Source organism: Gorillibacterium timonense, assembly GCF_001457415.1.
Classification (GTDB): Bacteria; Bacillota; Bacilli; order Paenibacillales; family NBRC-103111; genus Gorillibacterium; species Gorillibacterium timonense.
The window spans coordinates 366,921-392,908 of record NZ_LN881722.1; the positions used below are offsets into that span (position 1 = coordinate 366,921).

Here is a 25,988-nt window from a genome sequence, read left to right on the forward strand (position 1 = left end):
TTACCCTCCTTGCTTATGAATCGGTCGGTTTCAGAGAATCGTCCGGACGGAGAGGGAAGGTCACCTTCGCCTGCAGTCCGCCAAGCTCGCTTTTGCTGAGGCTGAGTCCGTAATCGCTGCCGTAGATGAGCATGATGCGCGTATGCAAATTGGAGAGCCCGATGCCGGAATGAAGCGGGTTGGACAGCAACTCGGATTCGGCTCCCCCTCCGTTAAAGACCTGGTCCATCTCTTCTTGACTCATCCCCTTGCCGTTATCCTCAACGGTTAACACGAGCGTCGTATCCTCCTTGCGGATGCGGATGCGGATCAGCCAAGTGCCGCGAACGACGGTTTCCAAGCCGTGGGTAATGGCATTTTCGACGAGGGGCTGGAGGGTGAGCTTCATGATCATGCAGGACAACACATCAGGATCTGCGTTGATCTCGACCTGCAGCTTATCCTCATAGCGGAGTTTTTGCAGGAAGATGAACCGGTTCAGCTGGGCCAAATCCTCCTCCAGCGTAACGAATTCCGATCCTCGCTCGATGCTGTAGCGAAGCAGATCGCTCAAGGCGAGCACCATTTGGGATTCCTGTTTCAGCCTCTTATTGGCGAGCGACCAGTAGATGGTGTTCAAGGTATTGTAGAGAAAATGCGGCCGGAACTGGGCTTTGAGCGCGGTGATCTGCGCCTGCTTTTCGCTGACCTGCTTGCTTGACAGATCGGCGATGGTGCGGTCGAGATTTTGCAGCATGGAGTTGTAGCTGGTATAGAGGATATCGAGCTCCTTGTTTAAGGTCGTCTTGTTAAAAGGAATCCGGGTGCCTCGTTCGACGTTCGACAGGCGGGTCGCCAGGCTGCGGATCGGGCGAGACAGGGTCCAGGAATAGACGATGGTGAAGGCGAGGGCTGCCGCAAGTCCGCAAAGCCCGACGAAAAAGATTCTGCTTTGAATGGTGCTGAGGTCCTTCACGGCTTCCTTGGAATCGATGAAGGCGAAGAGGCTCCAACCGCTGTAGGACGAATAGGAGTAGGAGACATAGGTATCCGACGAATTCATCTTAAGCGGTACGATATGCGGCTTCTTGGAAGCAAATTTCTCGAGAAGATCCGGGTCCATATACTGGCCGATATCCCGGTGATCGGTGGAATAAACGATGGTGCCGTAAGGGTCGGAGATCTGGATTTTCTCATTTTTGCCCAGGTGAAATTGACCGACCGCATTGTCGAGAACCTCGATAGGAATGACGATGAAGAAGGTGCCGATGTCGTTCAGTTTCTGCCAATCGTTGATCTGCCGAGTTCCCAGGATGATCGGGATAGAGTTATTCAGCCAGCCGTCCGCCGCTTGCCAGCTCATGCGGCCTTGGTTCTTCCGGATCGCCGGATACCAATCGGTGTTCTTGATTTGGGCTTCCGTATCCCAGATCAAGTCAAGAGAGCTGGTATTGGCATAGGCGGCATTTCCCTTTTTGTCAAAAATCCGGATGAGCACATCGTAGCTGATGTTGCGCGTCGCCTGATCGAGGTAGCGGACGATCTCATCCTTGTCGTGGCGAACAGGCTGACCGGCATCTGCATCCTGAAGCGCCTCCTGAATGGTCGGGCTGAAGATGATCATCGAGGAAAGGTTGTCATGCTCCTGAAGAATCACATCCAGCTTCCCTTGGAGCTGTTTGAAGGATTCGAGAATATACTGATTGGAGCGTTCCAGGACAACCTGTGAGGAAGAACGGTAGGATAGCAAAATGATAGCGATTACGGTTGTTAAGATGAGAAAAGAAAAGCCGCTGATCAGCTGTACGAGAATTGACATTTTTTTGTTCATCCCGGGCCCACCCCGAAAAAGAATCTATTCGTATATTGTAGCAAATGCTCCCAGTAAAGCCTAGATAAAGAAAGGCAGGAAGTATGCTATTTTATAGAAAAGTCATATTTGTAGGAGGGGATTTGGATGAATGAGGGGGCGGAGTCAACCGCGATGAAGCTTTGAGACAAGCAAATAGACCGTTCCGTTTCGCTTGCAACGAATTGGAACGGTCTATTATGATGAGGGGAGTTATCCATTTAGGCTTCGCCGCGCATCTGTCTTTCGGCTCGAATGAAGGCGATGAATCGGCGAGCTTCGTCTGAAGTCAGCTCTCTGCCGTCAATCGTTAACTGAAACTTCTGGATAATCGATTCGTCTGCAAGCTCGAGGCTCTCGACGAAATCCTTCACTTCCGGGTCCAAGGAACGGCCAGGCTCATTCGTTCGTCCCATCAGAAAATCGAGGGTGACACCAAAGAAATCAGCCAGCTTTGCCAGCACATCGAGATCGGGCTCTCGCCGGTCGTTTTCATAGTGGGATAAGGACGCCCGGGAGATGCTGACCTTTTCCGCCAGTTCTCCTTGAGTCAATTCCTTTTCCGCCCGCAGTCGGGCGATCCGATTGCCGTACTTCATTACCATTCCTCCAAAATGATCGCGGATTCGGCGGGTTTAGGGCCCGCACGCCGTTTGGATGGCAGCTGCCAATGACCATCCAGCAGTCCCGACAGCTTGTGCCGGTCCCGATTTTTGGCACCCGGATAGTTCTTCTGGAACGGGCGGATGCGGATTATGTAGATTCTCTTACCATCATAATAGTTTCGGCAAGGGAGAGCAACCGGATGAAAGCCTTTAAATTTCGTCATCATTCGACTTCTTTCTCCAAGGTCATCCTACCCGCCCAAGACTTCAGGAGTTACAGGAAATTGCAACAAATGGTCCATACCCGGCAAATTTCGCTCGGAGTATAATTCATCCATGATACATTACGTAACAAATGCGACTCTATTGGCCATGCCCTGCACGAAGCACCGGAGTATGCGGTGTGGATAGAGATGGATTCTACACGTCGGTAAATACGCATAAACGGAGCATGAGGTTCCACGTATTTACGGCCAAAGAGGGAGGACGCAGGATGAAAGACGAAAGAATAGAACTCGATATCAGCCGGATCATGATGCAGTTGGGAATCCGGAGCCAGGACGTCGAACGTGCCAATGCGTATCCCAGCTTCAATCGGGATTCCGGCGCGCGTTCCGAGGGCCTTCGCCCGGTGAGAACAAAGCCATTGCCGTATTCGAAATTCTCGGCAAAGTTCTTTGGCAGCCGCAACCGGTAAAACCAGTTCATCCGTGTCTGCCTCATCAACTGCGAGCGTATGCGAACGGTGGTTCCTGAATGATCAGGGACGCCGCCGCAAGGAATGAAAGCGTTTTATATTTATATAGAAGAAAGCGACCAAAAAGCATTCCAAACGGCGGGGGAGCCGGTTCAGGAATGTTTTTTTCATGAGCGGGCCGAGAATCCGGTGAGCGGTAACCGGGAGGGATGGAGAGACACTTGCCGATTGCAAGATTCGCTAACTTATAGAAGATAAAGGCAGGTGGAGCTCCTTCCGCCGCTGTTCATTATAATGTGCGTCCTTAGTCCTTTCTTCACGATGGCTACAGCGTTCGACGCGAGCCTTTTACTTGCCCCGGCCTTATTTCCCAAATTTTATTCCCCTATTGACAGTGATACAAATTGTATCATAAAGTGAGTTCAACTCCACGAGCCTTCGCCAAAAACCTATCCGTGACAGGGCAGCGAGGATTCTGTCGGGAGACGTTACACTGACGGTTGACATTCCTTGACAGCATTTTGCCTCGGCCAGAGTGCCGGACCGCTACGACTCACACAGGCGACAGACAGGGCTAAGCGGGGAGATGCAATCTTCCGCTCGCAAGAGGGTGTATGCAAACACGCTCGACATGAACAATTGAGAGAGGTGAGAGACATTGTCCAAGAAAACGATGCCGAAGAAACTGCTGATTTCGGTTCTGTCCGCAAGCTTGCTGACCGGGAGCTTGTCCGTCCCGGCCGTAGCCTGGGGAGAGACCGCGAAGGCGGGATCGGCTGCGGGAAGCGAAACCGGCCTAACGGAGGCTGAACGGCTGAATTCATTAAGCGGAGGAATCGTTCCACTGCCAGATGCGGCAAAGCCTCTGATCGATCAGCTTCAACGGCTTCGCGCCGCGATTCTCCCCGAAGACCTTCTCGTTCTGAAGGAAGCGAGAGAGCGGGTGAGGGAGCTGGATGACCCGGCCTTGTTTGCGGAGATCGGGTACAAGCTCGCCTTGGCGAAGGCTGGCAAAGCCGGATATGACTCCATTACGCCGCAAGCGTTGATGGAGCTCATCCACGATCTAGCGTTTGATTACGATCCGACCTTGACCGATCTGGCGATGGTTCGAACCAAGCATGCCGAATTGCTCAGCGATCTGGTGCGGCTGTCCGGGAACCCGAACGGCATGGACGGTATCGATTACGGCGACCTTGCCGCCTTCTCCCTGCGTTATGCTTCCTATCTGCAGACGGCTGCAAGCGGCAAGGACCTTACTGCGCTGCTGAACCGAAAAACCGTATCCACTCTGTTGAATCAAGCGCTTGCGGACACGCTGGATGACAATGATCTCGTTGTCAGTCAGATCATCCGGGGACTCGGAATCACGGCGAACGACATCATCAAGGTGAAGGACCGGGTCAGCGTGATCGTGGACCCGGACGGCAGCGCCAAGCTGGCCTTCGCCTTCACGGCGGTACGCTCGCAGGTGCAGTACAAGGAAACGGCGGACACGTACCGCAAGACGATCACTCCTTCGCTATCGGTGTTCGGCAAGCAGATCCCGGCCTCCCTCATCGAGTGGCAGGAGGTTAAGGATGTTCCGGCGGTTACCATCACAAACGGGAAAATCACCCTCACCTCGGGCAAGGGAGCGGTTGTGACGGTTCGGGCCGTGCTGAAAGCCCTGAACAAGCCCCTGCTGGACAGCCGGGTCGTCTATCTCGGCTCTGCAAGCCCCGATAAACCGCAGCTTCCGGAGGAAGCCCAGTATCTGGTCGAGCGCTTGAATGAAGTTCGCTCCGCGATCCGACCTGAGGATCTGCCTTCGATCCGGCAGGCGAGAGATCGGCTGGCCGCTCTGACGAATACGGCGCTGATCAGCGACATCTGGGAGCCGATTGCCAAGAAGAAAGGCAAGAAGACAGGCTTCGAGCAGGTGACGGAGAAAAACATCCTCGGCCTGTTCGCGGGACTCGGGATCGCCTATGACTCCGATTTCAGTGAGTTGGAGCAGCTTCGCCGGGACAACCTGGAGCTGTTGGATCAATTGGTGATCTTGAGCGGCGAGTCGAAGGGAATGGATGCGATCAGCTTCACCGACCTGACGGAATTCCTCCTCGCTTACGAGAAATCGATGCAAAGCGGCCTCTTCACTGGCAACGGGAAACCAATCACGCAGAAGCTGCTGGATATTCTGAGCGGCACGTATAACGAGAATGCCTGGAACAAAGTGCTTGCGGACAAGGACCTGAAGATCAGCAAGGTGCTTCGCGGCTTGGGCATCAAAGGCAAAGACATCACAAGAACCAATTCCCGCATCGCCTGGACCGTAGACCCGCTCTACCGCGCGCGTTTCGGACTCCTGCTGGCCTACTTCAAGACGATCTTGGACAGCTCGGCCTTCTCCGGGATTGACCCTAGCAGCATCAAGCTGGAGACCCTGCTTCCTACCTTGTTGAAGGACAGTCTCACGAATAAGTAACGACTGGTGACTGGGGTGCCGCAAACGCAGCTCGTGCGGGAGCGGCCCCTAGATCCAAACCGGGCAACATGGAGGACGACATCCCTGTGAACCGAGCGATCGGTGCAAAAAACGGCTGCTGTCCGGCTTCCGGCTAGTAATCGAATGATCGAAACCGGATTATGCAGGAACATGGCGAACGAGGTTAACTATCTTATAGGAGATAAATATTAATTTTATCAATATGATAGTTCATTCCTATAAAGATTGGTTCGTTTGAATGAATGGGTTGTTTTCATTGATACCACCGGTATACACCGGCAAGCGTCTTGTGCTGTTCGATATGGCCTGAGCGGGCAGGCTTCGCGCGGCCCTCAAGCTCAGGGATCTCATGAAACGGTCCATCTCTTGACCCGCAGAGGGAAGGGCCGTCCCATGAGCATCTTAGAATCAGCCCTATGGTGCGCCGCAAGCATGCAGTCATCAAACCAATCGGAGGGATGCAATGTGCAAAAAGTGAAGAAGGCGATTATTCCCGCTGCCGGTCTAGGCACCCGGTTCCTTCCGGCGACCAAGGCGATGCCGAAGGAGATGCTGCCCATCATCGACAAACCGACGATCCAGTATATCGTCGAGGAAGCGGTGGAGTCCGGTATCGAGGACATCATCATCGTGACGGGCAAGGGGAAACGGGCGATTGAGGACCATTTCGACCATGCGTTCGAGCTGGAGTCGAATCTGGAGATGAAAGGGAAGCTCAAGCTGCTTGAGGAGGTTCAGCGAACCTCCAAGGTGGATATCCATTACATCCGGCAAAAAGAACCGAAGGGGCTCGGTCACGCCGTCTGGTGCGCCCGTCGGTTTATCGGGCAGGAGCCGTTCGCCGTTCTGCTCGGTGACGACATCGTCCGGGCGGAGACCCCCTGCCTGAAGCAGATGATCACCCAGTACGAGGCGGTATCCTCCGCCATTCTCGGCGTTCAGCCGGTGCCGGACGGCGAAACCGGGCGCTACGGGATCGTGGCTCCCGCCTCCCAGAACGGCCGCTTATACGAAGTGGCGGGCCTGGTCGAGAAGCCGCCGGCGGGACAAGCTCCCTCCAACCTGGCCATCCTCGGCCGGTACATCCTTCCGCCGGAAATCTTCGGCATTCTGGACAGCCAGGAGGAAGGCTCCGGAGGCGAAATTCAACTGACCGACGCGATTGCGCGTCTTGCGCTGGAACAGCAGGTGTACGCCTATAACTTCCAAGGAACCCGCTACGATGTCGGCGAGAAGCTCGGTTTTATCCTGACGACTCTCGATTTTGCGGTGGCGAATCCCGAACTGAGAGGAGCGACCTTGAAGGCCATTCAAGAATTGCTGGTGAAGGAAGGGGCGGCTCCTGAGATCTTTCTCCGCGATCTGCGCGCACGGGATGTAAGTGACTGGTCCTCTCGCTCCACAGGCTGAACCGGCTGTCAGGCAGGATGAGAGTCGAATAACGAATGCTTAAGATTTCAAATTTTCGGAAGATTCAAAATTCAGTGGGGAGGTTGACAACGATGGGAATCGGGGAATATTCCAAGAATTTAACGGCGCAGCTTGGACAAGCCGAGGTAGGTGTACCGGCTCGCGAACGGATGTATCTCATGCTGAAACGGACGATGGATGTGATGGGAGGGATGCTTGGAATTCTCCTCGCCCTTCCCGTGCTCGTTCTGATCGCACTCCTGATCAAGCTGGAGGACCCTCAAGGCGGCGTCTTTTTCCGGCAAACCCGAGTCGGCAAGAACGGCAAGGAGTTTCAGATGTTCAAGTTTCGCTCTATGGTCAGCGACGCGGAGAAACGGCTGGCGGACTTGCTGAAGCAGAACGAAATTCAAGGGAATATGTTCAAGATGAAAAACGATCCGCGCATCACCCGCGTCGGTCGAGTGATTCGGAAGATGAGCCTCGATGAGCTTCCTCAGCTGTGGAATGTCGTGAAAGGTGATATGAGTCTGGTCGGTCCCCGACCGCCCTTGCCCCGCGAGGTCAAGGATTACACGGTTTACCATCGGCAAAGGCTCCAGGTCACTCCCGGTTGCACCGGACTCTGGCAGGTCAGCGGGCGCAACAGCTTAAGCTTCGAGCAGATGGTGGAGCTGGATCTCACCTATATCCGCAAACGCAGCATCTGGATGGACCTCTCGCTGATCGCGCGGACGGTGAAGGAGATTTTTGCATCGAAGAGCGCGTTTTGAAGACAGATTCAAAGAGCGCACGGAAGGAGAGAGCAGGGGATGGAGAGGAAGCTCTACCGCATCGGCATCGACGCTCAGGCGATCGGCACCAATTTTAGCGGCAACGAAGTCTACATCAAGAACGTCATCAAGAATCTCGACCGGAGCCGGTTCGATTACCGCCTGTTCGTCAATAAAAACTACAACTACGCCGGGGATTTTTCCGAAACGGACTGGAAGACGGTGGAATTCAAGACGCGCAGCCCGTTTCTACGCCTGCCGATCGAATTCCCCCACCTTATCCGCCGGGAGAAGCTTGACCTTCTGCATGTGCAGTACACGGCCCCGTATTTCGCCGACTGCCCGATCGTAAGCACCATCCACGACATTTCGTTTGAGCATTACCCGGAATTTTTCACCCGGAAGGAAGCCTCCTTCCTCAAGGTCGGTATCCGTAAAACCGCCAAGGAAGCGGCCCGAATCATCACGGTCTCGGAATATTCCAAGCAGGACATGATTGACACCTACGGAGTTCCCGAGGAGAAGATCGCCGTGACGTACAACTCCATCGACGAAGCGTTCCGGGCCGTTCCGGATGCTTCTCAGCTCACGGCGGTCCGCAAGAAATACGGCATCGAGGGCGAGTATATCCTCGCAGTTGGCAACCTGCAGCCGCGCAAGAACATCCCCCGCTTGCTGGAAGCCTATAAGCGCATTCGGCTGGAGAATCCGGATATTCGGGCGAAGCTGGTTGTCGTCGGGCGCAAGGCGTGGATGTTCGGAGGAATCTTCCAATCGCTGGCCGATTTCCCGTTCCTATCGGATGTCATCCTCACGGACTATGTGCCGAAGGAGGACCTGCCCCTGCTCTACAACGCGGCGGATGTATTCGTCTATCCCTCGATCTTCGAAGGCTTCGGCCTGCCGGTTCTGGAAAGTATGGCCTGCGGCACGCCGGTCGTCACCTCGAATACGTCCTGCCTCCCGGAAATTGCCGGAGGCGCGGCGGTGCTGGTCGATCCTTTGAAGGAGGACGAGATTGCCGCCGGGATCGTCAAGCTGCTCCGCGAGCCGCGAACGCGGCAGGACTATATGGCGAAAGGGCTTGCCCGGGCGCAGGATTTCAGCTGGGCCAAGACGGGGCGGCAAACGTCCGCGATCTACGAGAGCGTGTTGGACGAACGCCCGGCCCGCCGCACTCTCGGGGCGCAGACGGTCTAAACACCAACCAGTGAAGAAGGGGAACCTGTCATGAACATACTCATCACCAACGCCTACTGCTATCTGAACAAAGGCGACTCCGGCATCATCCGAGCGATGGTGCAGGAGTTTCGCAAGGAGTATCCGCAGGCGCGCATCACGGTCATCTCGCTATTTCCGGAGCTGGATCAGGACAAATACGGGGATTGCCGGGTAGTCGGCGGTCTGCTCTCGCCTTACAAGGGCAAGAGCCGGCTGGCCAAAGTGCTGCGGAACTCCTTTCGCTGGTCCGCGCTTTGGGCGGCGAATCTGCTGAAGCTACCCGTTCATCCCACTCTGCGCGAATTCCGGGAGGCGGACATCGTGGTGAGCTGCGGAGGGGGCTACTTCAAGGCGCGCAACCTCGCTCAATTCCTTGGAGACTTCATGTACCATTACGTGCAGTTCATGACGGCGGTCCAATACCGCAAGCCCTTCGTGATCTATGCTCAGACGGTCGGCGAATTCGGCGAAAATGCGCTCGTGCAGAGCAAAATCCGCCGCATTATCAAGAAATCAGCGCTCTGCCTGCCGCGGGAGCCGATATCATCGGCGTTTCTTAAGCGTTTTGTTCCAGATGCGGACAACTGCTTCGAGACGAGCGACATCGCCTTCCTGCTGGAAAAGAAGGAGATCGGTCCGGGTCGCCTGCAGAAGCTGCTCACCTCGAACAGCATGAAGATCGGCATCACGATGCGCTCCTGGCATTTTCCGGGGGAAGCGAACCGAGACGAGTTGCTTGCGGGATACAAAGAAACGATGCGGCAGACGATCCTTCATCTGGCCGGTATTCCGGGAGCGCAAGTGTTCCTGATGCCGCAGTGCATCGGTCCGGGAGAGGACAATGACCTGATCATCTCGCGGGAGATTCATTCCCGGCTGGAGGGTCTTCCCAATGTCCATCTGATCGGCGAGAACCTGACCCCGGAGGAGCTTAAGGGCGTCTACAGCTGCATGGATCTGTTCCTCGGTACGCGGATGCACTCGAATATCTTTTCCTTGTCGGAGGGGGTGCCCTGCGTGGCGGTCTCCTACGATCCGAAGACGGATGGCATCATGAAGGCGGTTGGGCTCGAAGAGTACGTGCTCCCGATCAAGGGCATCAAGGAGCAGGCGCTCATCTCGCTCGTCGACAAGGCCCTCGCCGATCTGGACGGCATGCGGCGGACGCTCTCGCGGACGCTGCCGGGGCTGAAGGCAAAATCGCGACTCAACAACACGCTTCTGTACGACGTGATCGCGTCGGGGGGAGCCACCCCGGCGAAAGCCCGGATCACCGCCGTAGCGGGAGAATGGCAGGATGCGTAAGCGAGTGCTCTTCCTCGGGGCTTTCCAGGAGCCCGGTGGGGAGGAGGAGGTCATCACCTACCTGTACAAGAACCTGGACCGAGAGCGATACGAACCGTATCTATGCGGACCGTTCCGCCAGGATTTCTTTGACAAGCATCACATTCCTCGGGAGGAAATTCTTGAGCTGCCGATGACCGGCATGGGCGATTTGAAGTCTTGGCGGATGCTGATCGGGTATATCGACAAGCTGAACATCGACCTCGTGCATTCGCACGGCAATCGCGGTGGTCTGTTCGGTCGGCTTGCATCCCGATTGTCTCAAAGACGCCCGAAGTCGGTCTGGACCGTGCATCTGCTCATCGCGGAGAACACCTTCACGATATCGCCGATGCAGAAGAAGGTGTACACCGCCGTCGAATACGGCCTCGGCCGCCGCTTCACCGATCATATCGTCGCGGTATCGGACGATCTGCGCGGGAAATACGCGCCGCACTGCCCGAAGACGGCAATCTCCACCATTCACAACGGAATTGACGTTCGCCGCTTTCATACGGACAAAGCCGAGAGGCCGGTGAACCGCGAGAGCATCAAGTTTGGCTTCGTGGCGCGGATGTCCAAGCAGAAGGGACTTCCCTATCTGATTGAAGCCTGGAAGAGCGTAACGGAGGAGCTGCGGGGAACCGGACTCAAGCCGGAGCTGATCCTCGCCGGGACGGGCGAGGAAGAGGCGCCGACGAAGGAATTGGTGAAGCGGTTCGGCTTGGACAGCTCCGTCCAGTTTCTCGGCTTTCGTACCGATATTCCGGAACTGCTCGCCGGAATGGATGTCCTGCTGCTGCCCTCGCTCTTCGAGGGGCTGCCGATGGTCATTCTGGAGAGCCTCGCTTCCGGCACGCCGGTCATCGCGACCCGCGTCAACGGAGTGCCGGAGGTGCTGGAGGATGGAACGAACGGCAGGCTGGTGGCTCCCGGGAACGCGGCGGAGCTGGCGGCGGCTATGATGGATTACCTCCGGCAGCCGCAGCTGATCCGCGCTCATGGCACAGCCGGGCAGAAGAAAGTGGCGGAAGGCTTCACCAAGGAGCAAATGCTTCAGAAGCATATGTCGCTCTATGACAAGCTGCTCGCAGGTGCTCCGGCAGCGCTGACGGACGGCGTCGGCGGCATGGCAGGAGCGGGGAGAGCCGGTAGCGGAGCTACGCCGGCCTCTGAAGCGAGTGCTTCGGCGATGAAAGCAGCTGGAGGCTCCTCCGCCGAAAGAGCCGCGTTGACGGCGAAGGCCGCCCCCGCAGTGCAGACCGCCGCCAAGCGGCAAGCCTCCGCTCTGCCCGCCGGTAAAGGCGGCGTCCGATGAACGCGCGGCGGGCGGGTTCCGCCCCCAAGCGATTCCGCTCTCCGGCAGGAAGCGGAGCGGCCTCCGCTGGTTCAGCGGCCGCAGGGGTGGCTGCGGCGCTCACCGAATCGGCCACACCCCCCACGGCACTCGCGGAAGCGGCCGCGTTAGCGGCACCGGCGGGGCCAGCTGCTGCCGCAGCGAAACCCAAATCAGCGGGCAGCAGCATGTCCGCCCTGTTCCTGGTGACCATCCTGCTCGCGGTCGTCGCCAAGCTCTCCGGCCTGATCCGCGAGATGGTCATCGGCTACTACTATGGCGCAAGCGCCGAGCTGGACCTCTACTACTACCTGAACACCCTGCCCGAGCTGTTCAGCACGGGCATCACGGCGGCGGTTGCCGTCGCGCTCATCCCCTTCCTATACGGGAAGGAGGATTCCCGTTACGGCGAGAACCGCGTCATCGTCTCGCAGGTGCTCATCGCCGGAACGCTGTTCTTCGGCCTTGTGACAGCGGCCGCGATCGTGTTCCATCAGCCGGTGCTGGAAGTCCTGCTCGCCGGAAGCAAGATGCCGATGGCGAATGCGCCTGCCCTGCTCGCGGTTGCCAGCTTGCAGATGGTGCCGACCTTTCTCTCGGCCATCCTGCTCGCCGTCGAGACCAAGCTGGAGAAATTCAAGACGATCACTCTCTTAAGCCTTCCACTTAATCTGGCGGCGGTCGTGGCGCAGATCGTCCTTCATCACCGGACCGGCGTCCTCTCGGTCGGCATCGGCCTTCTCGTCGGCACGGTCTTGCAGACGGCCTATCTGTTCTACGACCTGCACCGTCAGGGGCAGCGCTACAAGGCGGTTCTTGCTCCGGCGGCTTACCGCGGACCGGAGTTTCGCGAGTTCCTGCTGTTTCTCATCCCCGTTTACCTCGGGACGATGATCCAGCGCGCAGGTGTATTCGTGGATCGCCGGCTGGCCTCGGGGCTGGCGGAAGGCAGCATTTCGGCTCTGTCGTATGCCGACCGGGTCATCCAGATGATCGTGATGATCATCGTGAGCACCATCGGCATGATCCTCTTTTCCAAGATGAGCTCCATTGACGAACAGGATGAGGAGGGGATGGTGGAACTGCTTGGCGGCGCGATCACCTTCAGTTGCCTGACCATTTTACCGGTAACCGCGTTTCTGCTCGTGTTCAGCCCCGAGGTCATCGCCCTCCTGTTCGGACGCGGCAAGTTCGATGCGAACGGGCTTCACCTCACCTCGCAGGCTCTCGCAGGCTATGGCATCGGGCTGCTCGGCATCGGGATGCGGTACATCCTCAACCGCGTGTATTTCGCGAAGCGGGATGCGCGCACCCCCACGATTAATACGCTGAATGCATTCGTCGTCGGCGTCATCTTGAGCATCGTGCTGTGCCGGTATTTCGGCGTAACGGGCATCGCCCTTGCCGCCTCGCTCACGATGATGCTGTCGAGCCTTCTGCTCGCTTACCGGCTGGAACGCCGCTACCGGTTCCTCTCGAGGATCGATTGGGGGGATGCTGCGAAGTCAGCGGCCCTGTCCGTTCTGCTCGGCGCGGTATGGTTCGCTATCCGCGAGCTCGTCCCGGCTTCCCCCGCCATGAAGCTCCTGGCCGCACTCCCCGCGGGCGTCCTCGTCTTCGCCGCTTGCGCCAAGCTCTTCGGCATTCGCGACTGGGTGAAGCTGGAGGCAGCTTTGAAGGCCAAACTCAGCTCCAAAAGGAGGTCCATCGGATGAAGCATGTGTTCATAATCGGCTCCAAAGGCATTCCAGCCCGCTACGGCGGTTTTGAAACCTTTGTCGAGCAGCTGACCCGGCAGAAGCGTTCGGCGGACATCAAATACCATGTCGCCTGCCAAGCCAAGGAAGACGGAGAATTCGAGCATAACGATGCTCGCTGCTTCCAGGTCAAGGTTCCCGAGGTGGGCAGCGCCAAGGCCGTGCTCTACGACCTACTCAGCCTGAAGCGCTGCCTTCACTACATCCGCGAGCACAAGCTGGAGGATTGCGTCGTTTACATCCTCGCTTGCCGGATCGGCCCCTTCTTCGCTTATTACAAAAGCAAGCTGGAGCGTCTAGGAGCGCTCGTCTACGTCAACCCGGACGGGCATGAGTGGAAGCGCAGCAAGTGGTCGAAGCCGATCCGCGCGTACTGGAAGCTGTCAGAGAAGCTGATGGTGAAGCATGCCGATCTGCTCGTCTGCGATTCCGTAGGCATCGAGGATTACATCAGGAAGGATTATGCCCGCTACAAGCCGCGCACCCGCTTCATCTCTTATGGAGCGGACTTGATCCCCTCCGAGCTGCCTTCCGATTCGCCGAAGCTGCTCGACTGGTATCGGGAGCATGGCGTGGAGCCCGGCCAGTACTACCTGATCGTCGGCCGCTTCGTTCCGGAGAACAACTACGAGACGATGATCCGCGAGTTCATGGCGAGCGATTCGCCCAAGCAGCTCGTCATCGTTACGGGGGTGGAAGCGAACACCTTCTACGAAAGATTGCTCGCTTCGACCGCGTTCGACCGGGACCCGAGGATCAAATTCGTCGGAACGGTCTACGACCAGGAGCTGCTCACGAAGCTCCGCGAGGAAGCCTATGGCTATCTGCACGGGCATGAGGTAGGCGGAACCAACCCCTCGCTGCTCGAAGCACTCGCTTCCACCCGGCTGAATCTGCTTCTCGACGTCGTATTTAACCGCGAGGTCGGAGCGGAGGGAGCTCTCTACTTCAGCAAGACCCAAGGCGATCTTGCCCGCGTGCTGCACGAAGCGGATCGCCTGCCCGCTGCCGTGCTCGCTAGCTACGGCAGCCGGGCAAAGGCCCGCATCCGGGAGGCGTATTCCTGGAGGGACATCGTGAACCAATATGAACGGCTGTTCCTCCTGGAACGGCGGAGCGAGGCGCAGGTGAATCGAGGCAAAGCTGCTGTGGCTTCCCGATAGAGGCAAACGCCCATGAGGCAAAACGAAAAGGAGAGATGGAGATGAAAGGGATTATTTTGGCAGGAGGAACCGGCTCTCGGCTGTATCCATTAACGAAGGTAACCAACAAGCATCTCCTTCCCGTAGGCAAATACCCGATGATCTATCACGGCATCCACAAGCTGATCGACGCGGGGATGAAGGAAATCCTCATCGTCACCGGCCGCGAGCATATGGGCGATGTGGTCAGCCTGCTCGGCAGCGGCAGCGAATTCGGCTGCACCTTCACCTACAAGGTGCAGGATCAAGCCGGAGGCATCGCCCAGGCGCTCGGCCTCGCGGAGAACTTCGCCGCCGGCGACAGCATCGCCGTCATTCTCGGTGATAACATCTTTGCCGATGACATAGGGGCATATGCCCGCCGCTTCGAGCAGCAGGGCGAAGGGGCCAAGATTCTCCTCTGCCGCGTGCCCGATCCGGAACGCTACGGCGTCGCCGAGCTCTCCGGCAGCCGCATCGTCTCCATCGAGGAAAAGCCGACTCAGGCCAAGAGCCCGTACGCGGTGACCGGAATCTACTTTTACGACGCCAAGGTGTTCGAAATCATTCGCACCTTGAAGCCCTCCGGTCGCGGCGAGCTGGAGATTACGGACGTGAACAATCATTATATCTCGACAGGCGCGCTGTCCTACGACATTCTGAACGGCTGGTGGACGGACGCCGGAACGCATGCCTCACTGGCGCTTGCGAATCAACTGCTCGAGAACGCTGAATTCGATCCGGACTTCGGCCGTAAGCCGAAGCTGTCGATCGCAAACTAGTACGCTGTCCACTCAAAAACCGTGGACTCTGCACAACTTCTCATACCGATTGACGCCGATTCATATCCACACGATTAAGGCGGACAGCGTACTAAACCGCATAGACAAGTCACTCAGTCACTCATTCGAAAGGGGACACCCTTATGAAGCTCATCCCGGCCAAACTTGACGGGGTCTATCTACTGGAGCCGGTCCGGCACCGGGACGCACGCGGATTTTTCATGGAGAGCTTTCGGGCGGATACGCTCAAACGGCTAGGGCTCCCATCGGCATTTATTCAAGACAATCATTCCTTGTCGGTTCCCCGTGGGACTCTGCGCGGTATGCATTACCAGACACCGCCGAAGGCGCAGACCAAACTGATCCGGGTGCTCGCCGGCGCGATCCACGATGTGGTCGTGGACATGCGTGAGAACTCGCGGACCTTCGGGCAATGGGAAGCCTTTCTGCTCACGGAGGAAAACCAGCTTCAACTACTCATCCCGAAGGGCTTTGCCCATGGCTTTTGCACGCTGACCGAGAACACGCAGGTGCTGTACAAGGTCGATGCGCTCTACTCACCGGAGAATGACCGGGGCATCCGCTACGATGATCCCGATCTTCAAATTCCTTGGCCGGTGGAAGAGCCCATCTTGTCGGACAAAGACGGCAAGCACCCGCGGCTTGCGGAAGTGGAGATTTACACGAAGGAACAATGGGAGGGAACGGCATGAGGATGCTAGTGACGGGAGGCGCCGGATTCATCGGCAGCAATTTTATCCGCTATATGATCGAGCGGGCGGAGACGGAACAGATCGTGAACCTGGACAAGCTCACCTATGCCGGCAATCCGGACAATGTGAAGGAATGGGAAGGGCATCCGCGCTACACCTTCATCCGGGGCGATATCGCCGAGCGGAAGCTGGTGAGCCACCTGGTCAAGGCTTACAAGATCGATACCATCGTCAACTTCGCTGCCGAATCGCATGTGGACCGCAGCATTACCCGCCCTGAGGTATTTGCCTTGACGAATGTGCTCGGCACGCAGACGCTCCTCGATGTGGCGAGGGCAAACGGGGTCGCCAAGTTCGTGCAGGTATCGACGGATGAGGTGTACGGCTCGCTTGGGCCGACGGGTTACTTTACCGAGGAAACACCGCTCGCCCCGAACAGCCCCTATTCCGCTAGCAAGGCGGGCGCCGATCTGCTCGTGCGCGCTTATCACGAAACCTATGGCATGAACGTGAACATCACGCGCTGCTCGAACAATTACGGACCCTATCAGTTCCCGGAGAAGCTGATCCCACTCATGATCACCCGAGCCCTGCAAAACAAACCGCTTCCCGTCTATGGCGACGGCCTGAACGTGCGCGACTGGCTGCATGTGGAGGATCATGCGGCGGCCATCGGTCTCGTCATCGAGAAAGGCGTGCCGGGTGAGGTCTATAACATCGGCGGTCACAATGAAAAAGCGAATCTCGACATCGTCCGCCTGATCCTGGACGCACTCGGCAAGCCGGAGTCGCTCATCCAGCATGTCGCCGACCGCCTCGGCCATGACCGCCGCTACGCGATCGACCCGGCGAAGATTACCTCCGAGCTCGGCTGGAAGCCGCGCTACACCTTCGAGACGGGCATCCGCGAGACGATCGATTGGTACCTGGGGAACGAGAGCTGGTGGAGAAGGATCGAGTCGGGAGAGTATCAAGCGGAGGAGGACCGGATCTATGGCTGATATGACGAAGCGGAGAGCGATCGTGACTGGAGCGCGGGGACAGCTCGGGCAGGATCTGGTCAAGGTCCTCTCCGGAGCGGGCTGGCAGGTGTACGGTCCGGGTCGGGAGGAGCTTGACTTCACCGATCCGGAGGCGGTGGAGCGGGAGTTCGCCCGCATCCGTCCCGATGCCGTCATCCACGCGGGAGCTTACACCCAAGTGGACGCCGCCGAAGAGGATTATGGCGGAGCGTTCCTGGTGAACGCCTTCGGGACCCGCAATGTGGCGATGGAGGCGGAACGGTACGGAGCCAAGCTGGTCTACATCAGCACGGATTACGTGTTCGACGGGACGGGCAGCGAGCCCTACCGCGAGTCGGAACGGACGTCTCCGGTCAACGTCTACGGCGAATCCAAGCTGGCCGGAGAGAAATTCGCCTTGCGTCTGTCGAGCCGTGCCTTTATCGTGCGAACCTCATGGGTGTACGGGCTGAACGGCGGCAACTTCGTCAAGACGATGCTCACGCTTGCCGATTCCCGTGATACCATCTCGGTCGTTAACGATCAGATCGGCTGCCCGACTTACACGGTGGATCTTGCGCTTGCCGTCTCCCGCCTGATTGAGACGGAGCGCTTTGGAATCTACCACGCAGCAGGAGGCGGGCAGTGCTCCTGGTACGAGTTCGCGCGGGCGATCTTCCAGCGGGCGGGACGGACCGTCTGGCTGAATCCGGTTGATAGTTCCGCTTTCCCACGGCCTGCCAAGCGTCCGGCCTATTCGGTGCTCGGGCAGACGGCTTTGACCGCCGCCGGAGTTCCGGCGCTTCCGCATTGGGAAGCTGCGCTCGATGCGTTCTTCCACGAGTGGGAGCATGCGAACGCTCCGCGTTATTCGAAGCTCGGTTGAACGGGTTCGTTCCTCATCAGAAGCTGCTGACCGTTCCGGTTTTCCCCTGCAGCTCGGCTGAACGTTCCGTTCTTTGCTCGAAGCTCGGGTTCCGAAGAGGATGGTTCCCATCCGATATTCGCTTGTGATATCCACTTGAATTCCAAGGAGGTTGCGTTCATGAAGCTTGTGCTGTTATCCGGCGGCTCCGGCAAACGCCTGTGGCCGCTCTCGAACGATGCGAGGAGCAAGCAGTTTCTCAAGGTTCTGCGCGCGCCCGACGGAAGCTATGAATCGATGGTGCAGCGGGTGTGGCGGCAGCTGACCGCCGCCGGGCTCGCGGACAGCGCCTGCATCGCCACGGGAGGTGGGCAGGTGGACATGATCCGCAGCCAGCTCGGAATGGAGGTTCCGGTGATCGCCGAGCCCGAGCGCAGGGATACCTTCCCTGCGGTGGCGCTGGCCGCCGCCTATCTTTATTCCATCGAAGGGACTTCGCTGGATGAGACGGTTGTCGTCCTTCCCGTTGATCCTTACGTCGACGAGGAATTCTTCGTCAAGCTGACCGAGCTGGATGCTTACCTGCGGCAATCGGGTGCGGAGTTGGCGCTGATCGGCGCCGAACCCGTCCTGCCCTCGGAGAAATATGGCTACATCGTGCCAGAGCCGTTCCTGCCCGAATACCCGGAAGCCGTCATCCGCAAGCCGTACTCCCGGGTGCGCCGCTTTACCGAGAAGCCGAAGCGGGAAGCGGCGGAGGCACTCCTGAAGGAAGGCGCTCTGTGGAACTGCGGCGTCTTCGGCTTCCGGCTGGAGTATCTGGTGAACCGGCTGATCGCCTCCGGCCTTCCGGTTCACTATGAAGAGATGGTGCGGCAATATGGCCGCATGCCGAAGATCAGCTTCGACTATGAGGTGGTCGAGAAGGCGGAGCATATCATCTGCACACCTTATCACGGCAAATGGAAGGACCTCGGCACCTGGAATACGCTGAGCGAGGAGTTGGATACCCCGCAGATCGGCAAAGGTGTCGTGAGTGACGATTCCACTGGCTGCCACCTGATCAACGAGCTGGACATTCCGGTTACCGTCATCGGCATTCACAACGCCATCATCGCGGCGAGCCCTGACGGCATTCTCATCGCGGAGAAGGAGGCGAGTCCGCGCATCAAGGATCTGCTGGTCGGCACTGACTCGCGCCCGATGTATGAAGAGCGGCGTTGGGGCTGGAGCCGGGTGCTCGATTACCGCTCTCTGCCCGGCGGGCGCGAGGTCATGACCAAGCGGATCGGCATCGCAGCCGGGAAGCATCTCAGCTACCAGCAGCATTTCAAGCGCCGCGAGGTCTGGACGATCCTGGACGGCAGCGGGGAGCTGGTGCTGGACGGCTCCTACCGGAGGATCGGCGCCGGGGATGTTGTGACCATTCCGCCTGGAGCGAAGCACAGCCTGCGGGCGACAAGCGACCTAGAGCTGATTGAGGTGCAGAGCGGAAGCGAGCTGATCGAGGAAGATATCGTGCGTCTCACCCCGGATTGGACGGAGATCATGCAGGAAGTGTCTGTCTATATAGAGGAAAGAACCGATTGAGTCGGACAGAAGGAGAGGACAACGGCTAACCATCCGGCAAACCCGCTTCATCGGGTTTGCCGGAACGAAGGAGGAGGAATCATGAGAACATCCAGACGCAGGAGATGGTTGCGCTTGGCGGGAGGAGCCCTGCTCCTCCTTTTGCTGCTTGTAGGAGGAGTTGCCGGTTATTTGTGGAATCGCGTCCATCATGTCGACCTCGCTGATATCCGAGCGCGGCACGCCTTGCCGCAGGCTTCGGCAGGCGAGGATGGCAGCAGCGCGAGTCCCGGCCAAACGGAGGGAGGAGCTGCGCTGCCCGGCAAGCTGAGCGCGCCTGCAGCTAAAGCCGAGGAGCTCGCCGGCAAGCCGATCAGCTCGCAGGATGCGATCGACTTTGCCGCCATTCTGATGAAAGCGGGCTTGTCGTTCAAGGAAATCAATTACTTGACCCGGCAGACGGAAGCCGATCTCAGCGTGGAGGAGCGGCAGCACATTCGCGATCTTCTGCTGTCCAAGCTGTCTCAGGAGGAAATCGAAACCCTTCAGGCCATTACCCGCCCCTATGGCAAAAATCTCGTGATTCTCGACAAGGACTATCCGATCGAGCTGGTCGGCGTCTACGATGCTGCGGAACGGGAGAAGATCATCAATGCCCTTCATGAAAAGGGCTCCGCTTCAGATGAAGGGAATGCCGCTTCTGGAGTAGGTACGTCTTCTGGATCAAGTGGAAGCAAGGAGACCGCATCCGCAGCAAATCCTGTTCCATCGGGGACATCCAAACCAAGCGGTCATTCTGGAACATCCGGAACAACAACCGGGAATTCCGGCACTTCCTCATCGTCCGGTTCAACCGCCAAACCGTCGAGCAAGCCATCCTCCTCGGGAGGGAAACAAACGGCAGAAGGAGCAGGCACGTCAGGCGGCTCGACCGGTTCGACTGGGACCACTGGCCCCACTGGTGGCTCCAAAGGCTCCACTGGTTCTGCGACGGGAAAAGCAGTGATCACCGCCAAATACGAGAGCAAGCTGAAGGCTCTGCAGGCTTCCAGTGAAAAGAAGGTCAGCGCATTGGCCGCTTCCGCCATCCAAAAGCTCACTTCTTCCGGCAAGGTGCCGACGGAGCTGATCGGTCAGATCGCCGCAGCTGAAAGCGAAAGCGATGCTTCGTTTGAAGCCATCCTCGCTTCAGCGTCAAAGGAATACAAGGCGGGAGGCTATTCGACGGAGCAGCTATCCGCATGGCGCAATAGCTACGAATCGCAAAAGGCGGCTACCAAGGCGGCGGCGCTGGCCCGCCTCAGCAGCAAGACCGGCAAGTGATCTTTCAGAGTGTTTGCGCACCGGGTTCATCGAAAGCCAAACCCATACGGGTTTCTTTCCCTCACCTGTTATCTAGCACGTGTTTGCTAACCCGACCTAATGCCAGCGGATGCGTACCTTCATATTCAGCTCCATAAAAGCGAAAAAGAAGCATTATTCCGTGAAATGTTGCATTTTGTGCATGATATCAGATCAAAAGTGGGAGACAATCGGATAAATGATGCATCTATTTCACTATTTTCAATAAAAAAGTAGCATTTATCTAAAAAATATTGCATTTTGTGCATGATTCTGGTGAAAAGATGAAGCTTGTCCGCGAAATGTTGTATTTTGTGCACGATTTTCGAACAAGAGCGGATAAAATCCTAATGAATGATTATGGTTGCGGCGTACTAGTACGCTACCAGGACCATAGTTTCAACATCCTTTCCCTTACTCATTGCCGTCATAACTTATCCGCGCGGTTAATAGCGCACTAGTCATCGTTTCTCCTATCTGCCGGTGGGTCATTGCATCCATTGGTTTCCCTCAACGCAGCACAAAAAGCGCTTCGCTTACCCGAACGGAGGATGGCCTCTTTCGTGAAGGTAGGCGGAGCGCTTGCTGTTATATAGGAGCAGCTTCGGACCGATAGCCCCAGACTCTTATCATTCACGCAGCCTCGACCGTTTCACCACGACTTGCATGGTCCGGTCCAACCGGCGTTTGCTCTTAGTGGAGCTGATTCTCTCAGGCTTGCCGTTTGCATCGTCGCGTGTTTGGCTGAGGACCCAGATGAGTCCAAGATGAGCCCAGAACATGGCGAGGGTATGGCCGGGAGAGAAATTGTAGGAGAACAGCAGCACAGCCGAACCGCCCAGCAGGCCGAGGAGATACCCTTTTCGTTTCGGGTTTGTCGTTCTGATCGCGGCTCGGAAGCCCTGAAAGAGAACCGACCCTATTAGTAGAAGGAACAGAGAAAGTCCGATGACTCCCGTATCATCTAGCACCGCCATGAACATGCTCGCGACCCATTCGTCCGGATTCAAGTACTTGATGGAGAAATAACCGTTGCCCACGACCGGATGATTGTCGAGCCAGTGGGTGTAGGCGAGATTCAGCTTCTCAACCCGGTATTTTCCCGTCCCTTCATCGCCGTTAAACAGGTTGGTCAATTTGGAGGACAGCAAGTTTTCTCTTCCCGACGTCTGATCAAAGACCTTTTCTACCGCGACGAGAGTTGGTACCAGCAGCAGGAGCAGGGTAACCAGCAGCAGGACCGTTTTTGGCTGGAACAAGCGTTTGAAATAGAAGATAAACACAATCAGAAGGCCAAGTACGCTTCCGATCCATGCGGATCGCGTCCACCCCATGATGATCCCGACCACGCAGAGAACCAGACTGAGAAAGAGCACGACCGGATAACGAACTTTTCGTTTGGATAGCAGCAGGGTTGCGATAAAAACAATCGTGACCCCCATGAAAGCGGAGAAGAGATTCGCTTCATACAAGCCTCCCCGCCAGGTGATCGAGGTCCAGTTTGTTCCGCTAATTTGCCCCGTCATTAACCCGCCGTATTTCTCCCCGAACAAAAAGCTTCCGGTGAATTGGTTGTAGAGAAAACAGATCAGCGCGTATACACATTGGAATACACCTAAGCCGATATATAGATTGACGTACCGGTAAATGGCGCCCGTCTCAAAGGTGGCGAGTTGGCTGACCAGGAAAAAGCCCATAAAAGCAAAAGAAATCTGCAGGATTCCACTGACGGAGTAATCGAAGACCTGACTGTTGATATAGGACACGACGGATGCGTATAGGACGAAGATCAGGAAGAGAACGCTTTGCGGATTGATCGTGAGCTTGATTCGTCGGCTTTTGTTGAGCAGAACATACAGGACACCCGATCCAATCGCGACCAACGCCATGATCATTTCGGGCCGGAAGCTGCTGCTGGACAGATCGAGGGTCAATCGGTTGAAGGTGACGCTGATCAGATAGACCGTCATGGAAGCCTTCCAGGAAAAAAGCAGCCATGCGAATAGGGCGGCGACCGCAGCATAGAGGATATAAGTTGGATGGATGGCGAATGCCGTTGTGAGAAGGGCGGCGAACATGACGAGCAGAGATGTTTTAGCGCCAAGCTTTCCTCTTTCCATCCATAAACGCGTTCTCTCTTCCATATAAAAGCCTAGGTTTCCTTTATCAACGCTCATAACCTGCTTCCACTCCCATCCGTTCGGATCTCCTCTTCGTTGCGCTACTCATCGGTTTGCTTTTTTACCGGTCGATGGAGCAATTTATATATTGATACAAATTGTATCAGTATACCGATTGTATCACAAAAGAGAGACTTTACCAAGAACCTAATAGGAAGCGGATATGAAGGAGAGAGAGAATGCGCTATTTTTAACAACTATCAGGCAGATTTCGCGAGAATCATCACTTGAAAAGCTAACAGGGATTAGCAGCATTGAATCGTTAATCAATGATACATATTGTATTAATAGGATATGTAGTTCGGGGGACATAAAACAAAATATGTTGAAAATAAAAATATGTGGATAGAAATGAAGTCGAATCCTGAAGGGAATAGGACTCGATGGCTACAAATTGTATCAGAAGAACGCGACTTTCTTCATTCGAAGAGCAAGAGACAATGGTGGTACAATGAGACAAAGTTTTATAGGGGGGGATTCTTTCCATGGTCGATATTCATGCCCACCTTCTTCCCTTCCTGGATGACGGCTCCTCCAGTTTGGAGGAATCGCTGGAAATGGCCGACATGGCAGTGTCCGAAGGCATTACGGCGGTGATCGCCACCCCGCACCATGCGAATGGGATTTATGACAATGAAGCCTCGCGAGTTCGGGAGGAGGTCGCTTCCTTGCAAAAGCTTCTGGAGCTCCGGAATATTCCCCTTAAGGTAGCTTCCGGCCAGGAGATCCGAGGATTCAACGACCTGCTGCGCGACTATGAACGGGGGACGCTGCTCACGCTGGCGGATTCGTCGTACCTGCTGTTGGAGTTCCCGTCCGGACAAGTCCCGGCGAAGGCGAAGGAATGGATTTATGAGCTGGGATTATCGGGCGTAACGGTGGTGATCGCGCATCCGGAACGCAACAAGGAGCTGGCCGCGTCCCCAGAGAAGCTGGCGGATTTCATTGAAGCGGGGGCGCTCGCCCAGGTAACCAGTCATTCTCTGACCGGAGGATTTGGGCGCTCCGTCCAGAAGACCGCTCTCCAGATGTGCCGCAGCCGGCTAATTCATTTTGTGGCTTCCGATGCTCATAACGTCAAGGCCCGCCCGTTTGCTCTTCGAGAAGCATATTCCTTGCTAGAAAAGGAAGCAGGGAAAGAGCTCGCCGATAGCTGCCGGAGAAATTCCGAGCTGCTGCTCGCAGGTGAGGCGATCCCTTATGAGGAGCCGCTGCTCCCGAAAAAACGGTGGTCTTTCTTTTCCAAATGAATCCAGACGAATGAAACTATTTACCGTATTCTCCCAAGGCTTCACTAGCATGGATTGATCCGATTCAAGGTCAGCCCTCATTCGGGTCTGGTTTTGCATTTGACATAGCATGGAGTCAACGGATGACAAGTTCAACTACCCAACAAGATCGGAGGTATCTAATGGAATTAGAATTCAAGGACTACGTGAGAATCTTGCGCAAGCGGCTTCTCCTCATCGTGTCCATCACCCTGGTAAGCACGCTCGCTGCAGGCTTGATCAGTTATTTTGTCCTATCGCCGGTCTATGAGGCATCGACCAAGATGATCGTCAAGTCCAACGAACAGACGGGGAATCCCCAGCTCGACATCAATGCGATCAACAGCAACCTGAAGCTCATCGATACTTACAAGGAAGTGATCAAGACACCGGCCATCATGGACGCCGTTGTGGCGGAGCATCCCGAATTCAACATGACCTCGGAGGAGCTGATCCAGAAGGTAAGGGTAAGCTCGGTCAATAACACCCAGGTCCTCACGCTGGTGATCCAGGACGGCGATTACAACAAAGCCGCGCAGATGGTCAACGCGATTACCGAGGTGTTCAAGCAAGAGATCCCCAAGATCATGCTCGTGGACAACATCACGATCCTCAATCAGGCCAAACTGAACGCCGATCCGGTTCCCGTGAAACCAAACAAGGTCATGAATATCGCTATCGCGTTCTTGCTGGGGTTGTTCATTTCGGCAGGGCTCGCGTTCCTGCTGGAATTCCTGGACGATTCCGTCAAGACGGAAGCGGACATCGAAGCTCTGCTCGGTTTGCCGACTTTGGCCGCCATCGCCCGCCAGAAGCCAGAGGACTTCAAGACTCAAGCTTCCACGGAGCTAAAAGTGAAGGCAGGTGTTAAAGAGCATGCCACCCTCAACCAATAAACGAATGCTCATCACCCTTGAGAATCCCAAGTCGCCGATCTCCGAGTCCTATCGCATGCTGCGGAGCAATCTCGACTTCACCTCGTTCGACAACAACGAGAAGATTCTGATGGTCACCTCCGCCGGTCCATCGGAGGGGAAGTCGACTACAACGACCAATCTGGCCACCGTCTATGCACAGTCGGACAAGCGAGTCTTGATCGTCGATGCCGATCTGCGCAAGCCGACCGTCCATCTGTCGTTCAATCGCTCGAACCGGAACGGCTTGTCCAACATCCTCGTCGGTCAGGCCGAGTGGAAGGAATGTATCCAGAGCAGCGGAATCGACAACCTGTCAATCATTCCCTCGGGTCCGATTCCCCCTAATCCGTCTGAATTGCTCTCATCCAAAAGGATGAAGAAATTCATCGAAGAGGTGAAGGATGAATTCGACATCATCCTGTTCGATACCTCGCCGATTCTGGCGGTCACCGACGCCCAGGTCGTCGCTGCTTTTTGCAGCGGGGTTATCCTGGTCGTTGACGCCGGCAAGACCAAGAAAGACACGCTATCCAAAGCCAAGCACACCCTGGAACGCGCCGATGCGCGCATTCTCGGCGTCGTGCTCAACAACATAAGCCGCTCTAAGGGCGACTCGTATTACTACTATTATTACGGAACGTAAGAGAGTCGTTATCAAACGGATTAACGAATAGCGAAGCCCCCCTTTGGTGAAGAAAAGGGGGGCTTCGCTATTCGTTTTTTACCCTCGCAT

The 25,988-nt window shown here is 56.5% G+C and carries 22 protein-coding genes; 18 read left to right on the forward strand and 4 right to left on the reverse strand.

Annotated features, from left to right (window positions below; translation table 11 throughout):
• Positions 1-13: 13 nt before the first annotated feature.
• The 3 genes from BN2684_RS06160 to BN2684_RS06170 form a co-directional block, all read right to left on the reverse strand.
• Positions 14-1,810 carry a sensor histidine kinase gene (locus tag BN2684_RS06160; RefSeq protein WP_058301286.1) on the reverse strand — a complete coding sequence of 599 codons (1,797 nt, stop codon included), beginning with the start codon at positions 1,808-1,810 and terminating at the stop codon, positions 14-16.
• Positions 1,811-2,049: 239 nt separating this feature from the next.
• Positions 2,050-2,427: a helix-turn-helix domain-containing protein gene (locus BN2684_RS06165; RefSeq protein WP_058301287.1), complete on the reverse strand. Its 378-nt coding sequence runs from the start codon at positions 2,425-2,427 to the stop codon at positions 2,050-2,052.
• Positions 2,427-2,660, reverse strand: a complete 234-nt coding sequence (locus tag BN2684_RS06170) for a hypothetical protein (protein ID WP_058301288.1) — start codon at positions 2,658-2,660, stop codon at positions 2,427-2,429. Before BN2684_RS06170 ends, BN2684_RS06165 begins: the two co-directional genes overlap by 1 nt.
• 266 nt (positions 2,661-2,926) lie before the next feature.
• Here BN2684_RS06170 and BN2684_RS06175 point away from each other — a divergent pair, with 266 nt between their 5' ends.
• From BN2684_RS06175 to BN2684_RS06250, 15 genes are all read left to right on the forward strand, one after another.
• Complete coding sequence (locus BN2684_RS06175) at positions 2,927-3,130, forward strand: hypothetical protein (RefSeq protein ID WP_058301289.1); 204 nt, start codon at positions 2,927-2,929, stop codon at positions 3,128-3,130.
• 658 nt (positions 3,131-3,788) lie between these two features.
• A complete protein-coding gene (locus BN2684_RS06180) occupies positions 3,789-5,597 on the forward strand; it encodes a hypothetical protein (RefSeq protein ID WP_058301290.1) in 1,809 nt (602 codons plus the stop codon).
• 486 nt (positions 5,598-6,083) lie between these two features.
• Positions 6,084-7,028, forward strand: a complete 945-nt coding sequence (galU, locus tag BN2684_RS06185) for a UTP--glucose-1-phosphate uridylyltransferase GalU (protein WP_082651792.1) — start codon at positions 6,084-6,086, stop codon at positions 7,026-7,028.
• 92 nt (positions 7,029-7,120) lie between these two features.
• Positions 7,121-7,801, forward strand: a complete 681-nt coding sequence (locus tag BN2684_RS06190) for a sugar transferase (RefSeq protein WP_058301291.1) — start codon at positions 7,121-7,123, stop codon at positions 7,799-7,801.
• 39 nt (positions 7,802-7,840) lie between these two features.
• A complete protein-coding gene (locus tag BN2684_RS06195) occupies positions 7,841-9,001 on the forward strand; it encodes a glycosyltransferase family 4 protein (protein ID WP_058301292.1) in 1,161 nt (386 codons plus the stop codon).
• Positions 9,002-9,031: 30 nt separating this feature from the next.
• Entirely contained in the window at positions 9,032-10,327 is a 1,296-nt protein-coding gene (locus BN2684_RS06200; protein WP_058301293.1) for a polysaccharide pyruvyl transferase family protein, read from the forward strand.
• Positions 10,320-11,663 carry a glycosyltransferase family 4 protein gene (locus tag BN2684_RS06205; RefSeq protein WP_058301294.1) on the forward strand — a complete coding sequence of 448 codons (1,344 nt, stop codon included), beginning with the start codon at positions 10,320-10,322 and terminating at the stop codon, positions 11,661-11,663. The genes BN2684_RS06200 and BN2684_RS06205 overlap by 8 nt, the downstream gene beginning before the upstream one ends.
• The gene (murJ, locus tag BN2684_RS06210) at positions 11,660-13,396 is read left to right on the forward strand and encodes a murein biosynthesis integral membrane protein MurJ (RefSeq protein ID WP_058301295.1); all 1,737 of its coding nucleotides are present in this window, start codon (positions 11,660-11,662) and stop codon (positions 13,394-13,396) included. Before BN2684_RS06205 ends, murJ begins: the two co-directional genes overlap by 4 nt.
• Entirely contained in the window at positions 13,393-14,601 is a 1,209-nt protein-coding gene (gene cps2T, locus BN2684_RS06215) for a beta 1-4 rhamnosyltransferase Cps2T (RefSeq protein WP_058301296.1), read from the forward strand. The genes murJ and cps2T overlap by 4 nt, the downstream gene beginning before the upstream one ends.
• Positions 14,602-14,642: 41 nt before the next feature.
• Entirely contained in the window at positions 14,643-15,401 is a 759-nt protein-coding gene (locus tag BN2684_RS06220; RefSeq protein WP_058301297.1) for a sugar phosphate nucleotidyltransferase, read from the forward strand.
• 143 nt (positions 15,402-15,544) lie between these two features.
• Complete coding sequence (gene rfbC, locus BN2684_RS06225; protein ID WP_058301298.1) at positions 15,545-16,114, forward strand: dTDP-4-dehydrorhamnose 3,5-epimerase; 570 nt, start codon at positions 15,545-15,547, stop codon at positions 16,112-16,114.
• Positions 16,111-17,115 (forward strand): dTDP-glucose 4,6-dehydratase, encoded by a 1,005-nt coding sequence (gene rfbB / locus BN2684_RS06230; protein WP_058301299.1) that lies wholly within the window; start codon positions 16,111-16,113, stop codon positions 17,113-17,115. The genes rfbC and rfbB overlap by 4 nt, the downstream gene beginning before the upstream one ends.
• The gene (rfbD, locus tag BN2684_RS06235; RefSeq protein WP_234340178.1) at positions 17,108-18,001 is read left to right on the forward strand and encodes a dTDP-4-dehydrorhamnose reductase; all 894 of its coding nucleotides are present in this window, start codon (positions 17,108-17,110) and stop codon (positions 17,999-18,001) included. The genes rfbB and rfbD overlap by 8 nt, the downstream gene beginning before the upstream one ends.
• Positions 18,002-18,160: 159 nt before the next feature.
• Positions 18,161-19,570: a sugar phosphate nucleotidyltransferase gene (locus tag BN2684_RS06245; protein ID WP_058301301.1), complete on the forward strand. Its 1,410-nt coding sequence runs from the start codon at positions 18,161-18,163 to the stop codon at positions 19,568-19,570.
• A gap of 81 nt (positions 19,571-19,651) precedes the next feature.
• A complete protein-coding gene (locus BN2684_RS06250; protein ID WP_148449903.1) occupies positions 19,652-20,872 on the forward strand; it encodes a hypothetical protein in 1,221 nt (406 codons plus the stop codon).
• A 647-nt stretch (positions 20,873-21,519) separates the two neighbouring features.
• Here the strand turns inward: BN2684_RS06250 and BN2684_RS06255 are convergent.
• Positions 21,520-23,010 (reverse strand): O-antigen ligase family protein, encoded by a 1,491-nt coding sequence (locus tag BN2684_RS06255; protein ID WP_159065769.1) that lies wholly within the window; start codon positions 23,008-23,010, stop codon positions 21,520-21,522.
• Between the two features lie 545 nt (positions 23,011-23,555).
• Between BN2684_RS06255 and BN2684_RS06260 the strand changes: the two genes are divergently transcribed.
• The 3 genes from BN2684_RS06260 to BN2684_RS06270 all read left to right on the forward strand — a co-directional run bounded on the left by BN2684_RS06260 (position 23,556) and on the right by BN2684_RS06270 (position 25,898).
• Positions 23,556-24,320, forward strand: coding sequence for a tyrosine-protein phosphatase (locus BN2684_RS06260; protein ID WP_058301304.1), 765 nt, complete (start codon positions 23,556-23,558; stop codon positions 24,318-24,320).
• A gap of 161 nt (positions 24,321-24,481) precedes the next feature.
• Positions 24,482-25,234 (forward strand): YveK family protein, encoded by a 753-nt coding sequence (locus BN2684_RS06265; RefSeq protein WP_058301305.1) that lies wholly within the window; start codon positions 24,482-24,484, stop codon positions 25,232-25,234.
• The gene (locus BN2684_RS06270; protein WP_058301306.1) at positions 25,215-25,898 is read left to right on the forward strand and encodes a CpsD/CapB family tyrosine-protein kinase; all 684 of its coding nucleotides are present in this window, start codon (positions 25,215-25,217) and stop codon (positions 25,896-25,898) included. Before BN2684_RS06265 ends, BN2684_RS06270 begins: the two co-directional genes overlap by 20 nt.
• Positions 25,899-25,988: the final 90 nt, after the last annotated feature.

What these genes read in the sequence shown, in the direction of transcription:
- BN2684_RS06160 (WP_058301286.1), bottom strand. Translation starts at nt 1,810, where the DNA reads ATGAACAAAAAAATGTCAATTCTCGTACAGCTGATCAGCGGCTTTTCT.
- BN2684_RS06165 (WP_058301287.1), bottom strand. Translation starts at nt 2,427, where the DNA reads ATGAAGTACGGCAATCGGATCGCCCGACTGCGGGCGGAAAAGGAATTG.
- BN2684_RS06170 (WP_058301288.1), bottom strand. Translation starts at nt 2,660, where the DNA reads ATGATGACGAAATTTAAAGGCTTTCATCCGGTTGCTCTCCCTTGCCGA.
- BN2684_RS06175 (WP_058301289.1), top strand. Translation starts at nt 2,927, where the DNA reads ATGAAAGACGAAAGAATAGAACTCGATATCAGCCGGATCATGATGCAG.
- BN2684_RS06190 (WP_058301291.1), top strand. Translation starts at nt 7,121, where the DNA reads ATGGGAATCGGGGAATATTCCAAGAATTTAACGGCGCAGCTTGGACAA.
- BN2684_RS06195 (WP_058301292.1), top strand. Translation starts at nt 7,841, where the DNA reads ATGGAGAGGAAGCTCTACCGCATCGGCATCGACGCTCAGGCGATCGGC.
- BN2684_RS06200 (WP_058301293.1), top strand. Translation starts at nt 9,032, where the DNA reads ATGAACATACTCATCACCAACGCCTACTGCTATCTGAACAAAGGCGAC.
- BN2684_RS06205 (WP_058301294.1), top strand. Translation starts at nt 10,320, where the DNA reads ATGCGTAAGCGAGTGCTCTTCCTCGGGGCTTTCCAGGAGCCCGGTGGG.
- murJ (WP_058301295.1), top strand. Translation starts at nt 11,660, where the DNA reads ATGAACGCGCGGCGGGCGGGTTCCGCCCCCAAGCGATTCCGCTCTCCG.
- cps2T (WP_058301296.1), top strand. Translation starts at nt 13,393, where the DNA reads ATGAAGCATGTGTTCATAATCGGCTCCAAAGGCATTCCAGCCCGCTAC.
- BN2684_RS06220 (WP_058301297.1), top strand. Translation starts at nt 14,643, where the DNA reads ATGAAAGGGATTATTTTGGCAGGAGGAACCGGCTCTCGGCTGTATCCA.
- rfbC (WP_058301298.1), top strand. Translation starts at nt 15,545, where the DNA reads ATGAAGCTCATCCCGGCCAAACTTGACGGGGTCTATCTACTGGAGCCG.
- rfbB (WP_058301299.1), top strand. Translation starts at nt 16,111, where the DNA reads ATGAGGATGCTAGTGACGGGAGGCGCCGGATTCATCGGCAGCAATTTT.
- rfbD (WP_234340178.1), top strand. Translation starts at nt 17,108, where the DNA reads ATGGCTGATATGACGAAGCGGAGAGCGATCGTGACTGGAGCGCGGGGA.
- BN2684_RS06245 (WP_058301301.1), top strand. Translation starts at nt 18,161, where the DNA reads ATGAAGCTTGTGCTGTTATCCGGCGGCTCCGGCAAACGCCTGTGGCCG.
- BN2684_RS06250 (WP_148449903.1), top strand. Translation starts at nt 19,652, where the DNA reads ATGAGAACATCCAGACGCAGGAGATGGTTGCGCTTGGCGGGAGGAGCC.
- BN2684_RS06255 (WP_159065769.1), bottom strand. Translation starts at nt 23,010, where the DNA reads ATGGAAAGAGGAAAGCTTGGCGCTAAAACATCTCTGCTCGTCATGTTC.
- BN2684_RS06260 (WP_058301304.1), top strand. Translation starts at nt 23,556, where the DNA reads ATGGTCGATATTCATGCCCACCTTCTTCCCTTCCTGGATGACGGCTCC.
- BN2684_RS06265 (WP_058301305.1), top strand. Translation starts at nt 24,482, where the DNA reads ATGGAATTAGAATTCAAGGACTACGTGAGAATCTTGCGCAAGCGGCTT.
- BN2684_RS06270 (WP_058301306.1), top strand. Translation starts at nt 25,215, where the DNA reads ATGCCACCCTCAACCAATAAACGAATGCTCATCACCCTTGAGAATCCC.